Genomic DNA, 10,353 nt, shown 5'->3' on the forward strand with positions numbered 1-10,353 from the left:
CTTTCCGTGCCTCGGGTAGTAGCTACCGACCTCTCCGCCCCCGTCGGGTGGTACTTGCCGACGCCTCAGGGCAGCGGGGACGGCGCGACCCGCCATCCTTGGCGACCTGCCGCGCGGCGAGCGCACCCCCACCACACCCCAACGACGAACTCGCGGTACCTGAGCGTTCGACTCGCCGGGAGGGGTTAGGAAAGGGTGGTCAGGCGGTCGAGGATGAACGCGCGGACCTCGTCCAGGTCGGCGTCCGTGGCCACGTCCACCTTCTTCGCCTGGTCGGTGGTCAGCCGCTGGTCCACGACCAGGCCGCCGCGGCTGGGGCCGAACGCGCAGTCCACCTCGACCGGGTAGCGGGTGGTCCGCAGCAGGCCGGGCCGCACCGCTTCGGCGACCGCGACGGCGTCGTGCAGCGCCATGCCGTCCCAGCCCAGGGACCGCCGGTAGGACTCCCGGTAGTCCGGGGTCAGGCCCACCAGCGCCCGGCCCGCGCCCGCGCGCCCCACCCGCTCCAGCCACGCGCCGTCCACCGCGCAGCGCCACGTCAGGTCCACGGTGACCAGGGTGGTGGGCACGTCCTCCTCGACCAGCACCCGCCGCGCCGCCTCCGGGTCGCTCCACAGGTTGAACTCCGCGCGGGCGGTGACGTTGCCGCCGCCGATCCCGCCGCCCATGATCACCAGCCTGCCGATCTTCGGCTTCAGCCGGGGGTGCGCGGCCAGCAGGGCGGCGATGTTGGTCAGCGGGCCGATGGGCACCACGGTGACCGGCCGGTCGGCGGCCTCCAGCAGCTCTCGCAGCAGCGAGACCGCGTCGCGCTCGTCGACGCCGGTGGTCGGCTCCGGCAGGGTGTGGGCGAAGCCGGACAGCCCGTCGGAGCCGTGCGCGGTGGACAGGTGCGGCTGCGGGTGCACCAGCGGCCGGTCCGCGCCCGCCGCCACCGGCACGTCCTCGCGCCCGAGCAGGGCCCGCAGCCGCAGCGCGTTCTGCGTGGTGCGTTCCAGGCCGACGTTGCCGAACACGGTGGTCACGCCGAGCAGCTCGACCTCCGGGCTGGCCACCGCCAGCGCGAGCGCGAACGCGTCGTCCACGCCGGGGTCGGTGTCGATGATGAGCGGGGTCGTCATGTGCACCATCCTGGACGGGTGATCGAGGTGCGCGCGCTGGAGGTGGCCGATTGGCGGCTATGGCGCGATCTGCGGCTGGCGGCGCTGCGGGACGCCCCGGAGGCGTTCGGCTCGTCCCTGGCGGACTGGCAGGACGCGGGTGAACGGCGCTGGCGGGAGCGGCTGACCGGCTCGTACAACGCGGTCGCGCGGCTGGGCGGCGAGCCGGTGGGCATGGTCAGCGGGATGCCCGACAACGGGCACGTGGAGCTGATCTCCCTGTGGGTCGCGCCGTCCGCGCGCGGACGCGGCGTGGGCGACGCGCTGGTGGATTCGGTGGTGCGCTGGGCCGCGCCGAGGCGGGTCGTGCTGCGGGTGGCCGAAGGCAACCGGCACGCACTGGCGCTGTACCTGCGGCACGGGTTCGTCGAGTCCGGCGGTGGCGCGCTGGTTAGGGTGCCGGCATGACCAGCATGTGGGGTGCTCCCGTGTGGACCAGGTGGCGCGGCAGCCGCCGCGACCCGGCGCAGGCCCGCTTCCTCACCCTCGCGTCGCTGCGCTGGGTGCTGCGCCACCGTGCGTACACTCCGTGGTACCTCGTCCGCTACTGGCGGCTGTTGAAGTTCCGGTTGGCCAACCCGCACGTGGTGCTGCGCGGCATGGTGTTCCTGGGCCGCAAGGTGGAGCTGCACTGCCGCCCCGGTTACGGGCGGCTGGAGATCGGCCGGTGGGTGCACATCGGCGACGGCAACGCCATCCGCTGCCACGAGGGCTCGCTGCGCATCGGCGACAAGGCGGTGTTCGGCAAGGACAACACCGTCAACTGCTACCTCGACGTCGAGATCGGCGCGGCGACGCTGGTCGCGGACTGGGTCTACATCTGCGACTTCGACCACGTGACCGCCGACATCACCCGGCCGATCAAGGACCAGGGCATCGTGAAGTCGCCGGTGCGCATCGGCCCGGACTGCTGGCTGGGCACCAAGGTCACGGTCACCAGGGGCACCAGGATCGGCCGGGGCTGCGTGCTCGGCGCGCACGCGGTGGCGCGGGGGGACATCCCGGACTACAAGGTCGCGGTGGGGATTCCCGCGCGCGTGGTGCGCGACCGGCGCGAGGACTACGAGGCGGACGCGGTGCGCCGCGCCGCCGTCGAGGACATGGCCCGCAAGGCCCGTGAAGCCCTGGAACGAGCACGGAACGGGAGCAACCTGTGAAAACCCTGCCAGGCGCGATAGAACTGCCCGACGGCACCCGCGTGCGCGGTCGCGGGTTGAAGCGCTCGACCGCCGACGGCGTCCCCGACTACGGCCTTTACCTGGGCGGGAAGACGCTGCGCCGCAAGTTCGACGACCGGCTGACCTGGCCGCACGAGTGGGTCCACTGGCCGGACTTCCTGCTGCCCACCGACCGCGCCGCCGCCGTGGCGCTGATCAAGGACCTGCACGAGCGGGCCAAGAGCGGGCAGCGGGTCGAGGTGGCCTGCGGGGGCGGCGTGGGGCGGACCGGGACGGTGGTGGCGTGCCTGGCGATCCTGTCCGGCGTGCCCGCGGACGAGGCCGTGGCGTGGACGCGGGAGCACCTGAACCACCGCGCGGTGGAGACGCCGTGGCAGCGGGCCTGGGTCCGGAGCTTCGCCTGACGCACGCAACCCGCGAGCGTTGAACTCGGGGGTCCTCAGCGTTGAACTCGGGGGTCCTGAGCGTTCGACTCGCGGGTCAGAGGAAGGCGTTGCCGGTGGCGATCTTGGGGCGGCCCAGCGCGCGGGGCGGGCCGGGGGTGGCGGCGCGGTAGACCTCGGCGGTGCCTGCGGCGATGCGGGACCAGTCGAAGTCGGTGGCCAGGCGGGTCTTGGCGGCGCGGGCGCGGCGCTGGGCGGCGGGGCGGTCGGCCAGCACCGAGCGCACCGCCCGCGCCAGGGCGTCCACGTCGCCGGGCGCGAAGGACAGGCCGGTCTGGCCGTCCAGCACGACCTCGCCCAACCCGCCCGCGGTGGACGCCACCAGCGGCGCGCCCGCCGCGGCGGCCTCCAGGGCCACGATGCCGAACGGCTCGTACTTGCTGGGCAGCACCACCGCGTCCGCCGCGGCCAGCACCCCGGCCAGCTCCCGGTCGGACAGGTGGCCGACGAAGTCCACCGCGCGCCGCACCTTGTGCTTGCGCGCCTGCTCCACCAGCCAGTCGCGGTGCGTGCCCTCGCCCGCCACGACCAGCCGCGCGCCCCGGTGCCACCGGCGCACGCGGGGCAGCGCGGCGATCAGGTCCTGCACGCCCTTCTCCCACTCCAGCCGCCCGAAGAACAGCAGCAGCGGGGCGCCGTCGGGGCTGTGCCGCTCGCGCGCGGCGGCCACGTCGGCGGGCCGCACCCGCCAGCGCCCTGGCTCGATCCCGTTGTGCAGCACGGTGATCGCCGCCGGGTCCACGTCGAACAGGTGCGCCACCTCGGTCCGCATCGCGGCCGAGCAGGTGATCAGGGCGTCGGCGCGGTTGGCCAGCCACCACTCCACCGAGTGAACCTGCTGGTTGAGCACGTGCGACAGCCACCCGCTGTGCCGCCCGGCCTCGGTGGCGTGCACGGTGGCCACCAGCGGCGCGCCGCTCGCCTCGGCCAGCGCCACCGCCGCGTGCGTCACCAGCCAGTCGTGGGCGTGCACCACGTCCGGCCGCCAGTCGCGCAGCAGCGCGTGGCCCGCGCGGATCATCGCGTGGCCCATGCCCAGCGTCCACGCCACCAGGTCGCGCTCGAACACCAGGTGCGCGGGGTCCTCGGCGACGCGGATCAGCCGCACGCCCCCGGACACCTCGTCGGTCGTCGGGTGGGTGATGGCGTCGGTGCCCGCGGGCTGGCGGCACAGCACCACCACCTCGTGCCCCTGCCGCGCCAGGTGCGCCGCCAGGGCGTGCACGTGCCTGCCCAGACCGCCCACGACCACCGGCGGGTACTCCCACGACAACATCAGCACGCGCATGGCGCATCCTCCCATTCCCGGTGGGCGGGCATCAGAGGGACCGCGCGTCGAGGTGGCCGAACGGGCCGTCCACCCGCCTCAGCTCGGCGGCCCGCTCGTGGCCCCGTCCGGTGCTGCCCCGTCCGGTGCGGCACAGCGCGGCCAGCTCGGCGAACCGGTCGGCGTGCACCTTGGCGCGGTAGCGGGCGTAGTCGGCGGCCGAGTCCTTGGTGACCATGAACGCCCAGTCGCTGGACAGCGACAGCAGCGCCTCGCGCACCGCCTGGTCGGCCACCGGGTCGCGGACCGGGCCGGACAGGTCCAGCTCCAGCAGCTCCCGCTGCACCTCGGCGTTGCCGTGCACGATGTCGCTGACCTGCGGGCCGTGCCAGGTGTGCCAGTCCTTGCCCGCGCCCCACGACGACGGCGGGATCTCCACCGGCCCGGCCACGTGGCCCGCCTCGACCGCGCCGCGCAGCGTGGTGACGCGCACGCCCGCCTCGGGCAGCGCGCGCAGCACGGCTTCCAGCCAGGCCGGGCCCTCGTGCCACCAGTGCCCGTACAGCTCGGTGTCGTAGGCGGCCACGACCAGCGCGCGGCCGTGCCGCTCGCGCAGCGACCTCAGCCGCGCGACCACGACGTCGACGAAGTCCTCGGCGTGCCGCCGCACCGCCGCCGCGGCCAGGTCGGGGTCGTAGGGCTTCTTGTCGCGCGGGTCCACGTGCACCCCGGTCACCCGCGACGGCTTGAGGCCGCTGGGGTGGTCGTAGGTGTGGAAGTCGCGGTAGGCCGGGTCGCCGGGGTAGCCGACCTTGGGCGACCACACCCGGTAGGACACCTCCAGGTCGCGGCCGAAGCAGACCACGTCCGAGTCGCCGACGGTGCGGCCCGCCCAGGTCTGCCCGCGCAGCGACGGACCGTCCACCACGAACCGCCGCACGCCCGCCGCCGCGTACCCGGCCTCCATGCCCGGCGCGTACGCGCACTCCGGGGCCCAGATGCCCTCGGGGCGGGTGCCGATCCGCCGCTGGGTGTCGTCCAGGCCGGTGCGCAGCGCGAACGCGCGCAGCCGCTCGTCCAGCAGCGGCTGGAACGGGTGCGCGGCGGGGCCGCCGAGCAGTTCGACCACGCGGGAGTCCACCAGGGACCGCAGCAGCGGCGAGAAGCCGTGCCGCCAGCGGGTCTCGAACTCCTCCAGCGCCCACCGCGAGGCGCGGTGCTCGCGGGCGGCCAGGTCGGGCAGCCCGCGAGCCGCGCCGTGCGCCCGCAGCTGCCAGTTGCCCAGCCAGTCGTGCAGGCCGCGCAGGCAGTACGGGTCGTCCAGCTGGGCGGCCAGCACCGGTGTCACGCCGAGGGTGAGCACGTCTTCACGGCCTTCGTCGGCGAACCGCCGCAGCAGGTCCACCACCGGCAGGTAGGAGTGCGCCCACGCCTGGTAGAGCCACTCCTCGCCGACCGGCCAGGCGCCGTGGTGCGCCAGCCAGGGCAGGTGGCTGTGCAGCACCAGGCAGAACGTCCCCTCGGACCCCTGCCCGGTCACCGGCGCACCGCCACGGCCACCAGGTCGAGGCTGGTGTCGAGGTCGTCGTCGGTGATCTCGAAGTCGTCGCCGCGCACCGCGCTCACGGCGGCCAGCAGGTCGGCGGGCCACCGGCCGCCGCCGTCGACGACCACGCGGACCTGGGCGTCGATGAGCGAGCCGCCGAAGGCCGCGTCCAGCTCGCGCAGCCGGGGGCCGTGCCGCAGCCCGGCCAGCCGCTCCACCCGCAGCCCCGCGCCGACCAGCAGCCCGGCCAGCTCGTCGGGGGCCAGCTCCCTGGTGTGGAACGGGTTGAGCGGGGTGTCGCGGCCGGGGGAGAAGGTGAGCCGGTTGGGGGTGGTGACCAGCAGCCTGCCGCCGGGGCGCAGCACCCGCGCGCACTCGGCCAGGAAGCCCTCCTGGTCCCACAGGTGCTCGATGACCTGGAGGTTGGCCACCACGTCCACGGAGGCGTCGCGCAGCGGCAGCGCGGCCAGGTTGCCGCGCAGCACCGCCAACTCGGGGTAGGCGCGGTGGGCGTGCGCGGCGGTGAGCTCGTCGTAGTCCAGCGCGACCACCCGCGCGGCCCCCTGGGCGAGCAGGGCGGCGCCGTAGCCCTCGCCGCAGCCCGCCTCCAGCACCTCGGCGCCCGCGCACAGGGGGGCCAGGTCGAGGTAGGCGGCTTCGTGGCGGCGGAACCAGTAGTTCTCCTGCGGGACGCCCGGCACGGTCCGCTCACCGGTGAGGGGCAGTGGCTCGACGGTCACCCGGCCCAGGGTAGTTGCCCGTTACTGGCGGGTAGGCACCGGCCGTCCGGTCCGCATGTCACCGGTTCGGGTGAATCCCGACTGCCGGTCAACTGATTGTTTGCTGCAACACACATTTTTTCGTACCCCACACTTTTTACCATAATTAGCCTCATCGGGTGACGAGAAGTAACGTTCTGTTGGGGTAGTTTCGGAAAGTTGTCGGAAAAAATCCACTCTAACGGGTGACTTTACCCATGAGCGGGTTCATACGGCGTTCAGGACGACTGATCAGTGCGTCGCTATCCTCGGCGAATCTTGATAACCGGAGCCGATGGGGCGGGCATGGGTGCGAAAGAGTCGGGGACCATTCCGCGTCGCGCGGATTTCGGCATCGCCTTCCGGGGTTTCCGCCGACGACAGCTGCTCGACCGGGTCGACCGGCTGGAGGAGGAGCTGCGCCGCGCCGACCCCGACCGGGCCTCGGCGCTGGCGCGGGTGGCGGACCTGCGCGAGCTGCTGGAGGCCACCCGCCCGGACCGGGCGGATGCCGGGACGCCCGCGCCGGAGGTCGCCGCCCAGGTCGCCGAGCTGCGCCGCGAGCTGGTGCGGGAGGCCGTCGAGCTGCGCGAGGCCGCCGCCCGCCGGACCGCGGAGCTGGACCGGCGCGAGGCCGAGCTGGCGCGCAGGCAGCGGGAGCAGGAGCGGCGGCTGCGGGCGCACGCGGACCGGGTGCGCGGGCAGGTGGACCGGGTGCTGCGGGAGACCGCCGAGCGGTGCAGGCACCTGGAGGAGGAGTCCCGCTCGCGGCGCGAGCACGAGCGCGAGGCGTTCGAGCGCACCATGATCCGCAGACGCGCGGAAACCGTCCGGCGCTTGGCCGAGCAGGAGGAGCTGACCAGGGTGCGGGCCGCCTTCGTGGTCGAGGTCGCCGCGCGCCGGGCGCGGCGGCACATCGCCGAGGCGCGGCTGGCCGCCGCGCAGCTGCGACGGCTGCGCGCGGGCGGCGTCGCGCCGGAGGCGCCCGCGCCGATCACCGGGCTGGTCGACCAGCGGGTGGGTGCTTGATGCGGCGCCGGGGCAAGGTGGGCGGCGGGCGATGAGCGTGACGGCGGCCGTCGTGCTGGGGCTGTGCGCGCTGTCGTTCGCGGTCGGCTGCGTGCTCACCGCGGTGATGCTCAGGCGCACCGAGGCCGAGGAGGTCGAGCGAGCCGAGGAGGGCGAGGACGGCATGGTGACGGAGCCCGCGCCCGCGGAGCCCGCGCCGCCGCAGCCCGCGCCCGCCCCGGAACCGGACGGGGAACGGCTGGAGCTGCGCTGGCCGGAGGACGACTTCGCCACCCGGCCGATCTTCCGCAACCCGGTGGTCGGCCTGCCGGTGCGCCCGGCGGGCGAGGAGCTCGCGGAGGCGCCTTGGGAAGCGACTTCGGAGGCGACCGTGCGGAAGGCGCCGGAAGAGGCTCCGGAACCGCCGCCGGAGAGCGCGGCGGAGCCGGAGCCGGGGACCGGGGTGGCGCGGAGACCGTCGACCTAGATCGGGTCCCTCAGCGCTTCTTGAACTTGCGCAGCAGCTGCTGCGCCTTGGCCCGGTTTCGCGGGTCCTGGGCGGCGTACTTGACCTTTTCGGTAACCCGGCGTCCCTGAGGGCTGCGTGCGAACGCCGCGAGTTTGCTGAACAGCGATGCCATGACTACCTCCTTCCCCGTCCGCTCAACGCGCAAACCTGGCGAGGAGTTCCTAAACCGGCGAAACGGTCACCCCGAGCGCCCCAGGGCCGACGTGCGCGCCGATCGCGGTGCTCACCGGGGTCAGCAGCACCCGGCGCGCGCGGGGCAGCCGCTCGGTGAGCTGCTCCAGCACGGCCTGGGCCCGCTCGGCGGCGTCGAAGTGCTCCACGGCGATGTCCACCTGCTGCTCGCCCGCCCGCTTCACCGCGACGTCGACCAGCCTGCGCATCGCGCGCTCCGCGCCCACCACCCGCTCCAGCGGCGAGATCAGGCCCTTGGACACGGTCAGCAGCGGCTTCATCGACAGCGCCGAGCCCAGGAACGCCGCCGAGGCGCTGATCCGCCCGCCGCGCCGCAGGTACTCCAGGGTGTCGACGTAGATCAGCTCGGTGCTGCGGGCGGCGCTGTGCCGCGCCGCTGCCGCCACCTGCTCGGCGTCGCCGCCGATCTGCCCCACGGTCGCCGCGGCCACCACCGCGTAGCCCAGGCTCATCCCGCACGTGCCCGTGTCGACCACGTGCACGGGGATGCGCACCTGCGCCGCGCCCGCGCGGGCGGCTTCCGCGGTCCGCGAGAGCCCGGAGGACACGTGCAGCGACACGATCGCCTCCGCGCCCGCCGAGGCGGCCTCCTGGTAGGCCCAGAAGAACGCGCCGGGGTCGGGCGGGGTGGTGGCCACGTCCAGGCGCTGCCGCATGGCGTCGACCAGCTCGGGCACCGGGACGCGCGCTTCGTCGTCCACCCGGTCGCCGACGCGGACCTGGATCTGCACCACGACGATGCCCAGCTTCTCGACCAGCTGGTCGGGCAGGCACGCGGTGGAGTCGGTGATGATCGCAACTCGCCGGATCATGAGATCGAACCTAGCCGGATAGGGGGTGGGGGATGTTGGCCCCTAACGGCGTTCGGTGCAGCTCGGGCAGAGTTTCCCGTGAGCATCGTCACGCGCGGGCGGTGCTTGCTGCGGCTTGCACCTGGGCTACTGGCGGGTAACATCGGGGTGGTCGACACCACCGTGCCACCGCGGCGATGACGTGGCAGGGTCACGAACGACCCCGGCGGAACCCGTCCCACTCCCGCCGCCCCGTCACGCCGCAGCCCCGTCCGCAGGAGGTCGAAGAGGACCTATGAACATTGTCGTCCTGGTCAAGCAGGTGCCTGACACCTGGTCCGAGCGCAAGCTCCGCGACACCGACCACACCCTCGACCGCGACGCCGCGGACGCCGTCCTCGACGAGATCAACGAGCGCGCGGTCGAAGAGGCGCTGCTGCTCCAGGAGGCGCACGGCGGCGAGGTCACCGTCGTCGCGATGGGCCCCGACCGCGCGACCGACGCCATCCGCAAGGCGCTGTCCATGGGCGCGGACAAGGCCGTCCACGTCTCCGACGAGTCGCTGCACGGCTCCGACGCGCTGACCACCGCCAAGGTGCTGGCCAAGGCCATCGGCACGGTGGAGGGCTACGACCTGGTCATCGCGGGCAACGAGGCCACCGACGGCCGCGCGGGCGCGGTGCCCGCCATGCTGGCCGAGCTGCTGGGCCTGCCGCAGGTCACCCAGGTCCGCAAGGTCACCGTCGAGGGCACCACGGTCAAGGCCGAGCGCGAGACCGAGGAGGGCGTGGCGCACCTGGAGGCGAGCCTGCCCGCCGTCGTCAGCGTCACCGAGAAGATCAACGAGCCGCGCTACCCGTCCTTCAAGGGCATCATGGCGGCCAAGAAGAAGCCCGTGACCACGCTGACCATCTCCGACCTGGGCCTGGACGCGGCCGAGGTCGGCCTGGGCGCCGCGCGCAGCCAGGTGCTGGAGGCGGCCCCCAAGCCGCCGCGCAGCGCCGGTCAGCGCGTCGAGGACTCGGGTGACGGCGGCGTGAAGATCGCCGAGTACCTGGTCGGCCAGAAGCTCATTTGAGGGCGGGGAGGGAACACATGTCCGAGGTCCTGGTCCTCGTCGACCACGTCGACGGCGAGGTCAAGAAGGTCACCTATGAGCTGCTATCCGCCGCGCGCCGTCTCGGCGACCCGGCCGCGGTGGTGGTCGGATCGCCCGGCACCGCGGCGAAGGTGAGGGAGGCGCTGGGCCGCTACGGCGCGACCAAGGTCTACGCCGCCGAGTCCGACGACGCGGCCAACCTCCTGGTCACGCCGAAGGTGGACGCACTGGCCGCGCTCGCGGGCACCGCGTCCCCGGCGGCCGTGCTGGTCCCGGCCACCCTGGAGGGCAAGGAGGTCGCCGGTCGGCTGGCCGTGCGCCTGGGCTCCGGCCTGGTCTACGACGCCGTCGACCTCGACGGCGAGGGCGTGGCCACCCAGTC

Annotated in this window: 12 protein-coding genes and 1 pseudogene; 7 read left to right on the top strand and 6 right to left on the bottom strand. The window is 73.9% G+C overall.

The window, feature by feature from the left end; all coding sequences use genetic code 11:
• Positions 1–185: 185 nt before the first annotated feature.
• Entirely contained in the window at positions 186–1,121 is a 936-nt protein-coding gene (locus IEZ00_RS09065) for a nucleoside hydrolase (RefSeq protein ID WP_189222738.1), read from the bottom strand.
• Between the two features lie 18 nt (positions 1,122–1,139).
• Between IEZ00_RS09065 and IEZ00_RS09070 the strand changes: the two genes are divergently transcribed.
• Genes IEZ00_RS09070 through IEZ00_RS09080 form a run of 3 tightly spaced genes read left to right on the top strand, consistent with a single transcriptional unit; the run spans position 1,140 to position 2,742 of the window.
• Positions 1,140–1,568, top strand: coding sequence for a GNAT family N-acetyltransferase (locus tag IEZ00_RS09070; protein WP_189222739.1), 429 nt, complete (start codon positions 1,140–1,142; stop codon positions 1,566–1,568).
• Positions 1,565–2,317, top strand: a complete 753-nt coding sequence (locus IEZ00_RS09075; RefSeq protein WP_189222740.1) for an acyltransferase — start codon at positions 1,565–1,567, stop codon at positions 2,315–2,317. Before IEZ00_RS09070 ends, IEZ00_RS09075 begins: the two co-directional genes overlap by 4 nt.
• Entirely contained in the window at positions 2,314–2,742 is a 429-nt protein-coding gene (locus IEZ00_RS09080) for a protein-tyrosine phosphatase family protein (RefSeq protein WP_189222741.1), read from the top strand. Before IEZ00_RS09075 ends, IEZ00_RS09080 begins: the two co-directional genes overlap by 4 nt.
• Before the next feature lie 76 nt (positions 2,743–2,818).
• On the opposite strand, the gene IEZ00_RS09085 is transcribed toward IEZ00_RS09080, so the two are convergent.
• From IEZ00_RS09085 to IEZ00_RS09095, 3 genes are read right to left on the bottom strand one after another with little or no spacing between them, the layout of a single operon-like run.
• Positions 2,819–4,069, bottom strand: coding sequence for a glycosyltransferase family 4 protein (locus IEZ00_RS09085; protein WP_189222742.1), 1,251 nt, complete (start codon positions 4,067–4,069; stop codon positions 2,819–2,821).
• A 31-nt stretch (positions 4,070–4,100) separates the two neighbouring features.
• Positions 4,101–5,588, bottom strand: coding sequence for a 1,4-alpha-glucan branching protein domain-containing protein (locus tag IEZ00_RS09090; RefSeq protein ID WP_189222743.1), 1,488 nt, complete (start codon positions 5,586–5,588; stop codon positions 4,101–4,103).
• Positions 5,585–6,334 carry a class I SAM-dependent methyltransferase gene (locus IEZ00_RS09095; RefSeq protein WP_189222744.1) on the bottom strand — a complete coding sequence of 250 codons (750 nt, stop codon included), beginning with the start codon at positions 6,332–6,334 and terminating at the stop codon, positions 5,585–5,587. The genes IEZ00_RS09090 and IEZ00_RS09095 overlap by 4 nt, the downstream gene beginning before the upstream one ends.
• A 324-nt stretch (positions 6,335–6,658) precedes the next feature.
• Here IEZ00_RS09095 and IEZ00_RS09100 point away from each other — a divergent pair, with 324 nt between their 5' ends.
• A complete protein-coding gene (locus IEZ00_RS09100) occupies positions 6,659–7,381 on the top strand; it encodes a hypothetical protein (RefSeq protein WP_189222745.1) in 723 nt (240 codons plus the stop codon).
• A 31-nt stretch (positions 7,382–7,412) separates the two neighbouring features.
• Positions 7,413–7,847, top strand: coding sequence for a hypothetical protein (locus IEZ00_RS09105; protein WP_189222746.1), 435 nt, complete (start codon positions 7,413–7,415; stop codon positions 7,845–7,847).
• 10 nt (positions 7,848–7,857) lie between these two features.
• On the opposite strand, the gene IEZ00_RS09110 is transcribed toward IEZ00_RS09105, so the two are convergent.
• Together IEZ00_RS09110 and IEZ00_RS09115 are read right to left on the bottom strand one after the other, a co-directional pair.
• Positions 7,858–8,001, bottom strand: coding sequence for a hypothetical protein (locus IEZ00_RS09110; protein ID WP_189222747.1), 144 nt, complete (start codon positions 7,999–8,001; stop codon positions 7,858–7,860).
• Positions 8,002–8,050: 49 nt separating this feature from the next.
• Positions 8,051–8,893 (bottom strand): DegV family protein, encoded by an 843-nt coding sequence (locus tag IEZ00_RS09115; RefSeq protein ID WP_189222748.1) that lies wholly within the window; start codon positions 8,891–8,893, stop codon positions 8,051–8,053.
• Between the two features lie 274 nt (positions 8,894–9,167).
• On the opposite strand from IEZ00_RS09115, the gene IEZ00_RS09120 reads away from it, so the two are divergent.
• Positions 9,168–9,950 (top strand): electron transfer flavoprotein subunit beta/FixA family protein, encoded by a 783-nt coding sequence (locus IEZ00_RS09120; RefSeq protein ID WP_189222749.1) that lies wholly within the window; start codon positions 9,168–9,170, stop codon positions 9,948–9,950.
• Positions 9,951–9,967: 17 nt separating this feature from the next.
• A pseudogene (locus IEZ00_RS36405) lies at positions 9,968–10,353 on the top strand (electron transfer flavoprotein subunit alpha/FixB family protein); the annotation flags it as partial.

Origin of the sequence: Saccharothrix coeruleofusca, from assembly GCF_014648515.1 — a bacterium.
GTDB classification, from domain to species: Bacteria; Actinomycetota; Actinomycetes; order Mycobacteriales; family Pseudonocardiaceae; genus Actinosynnema; species Actinosynnema coeruleofuscum.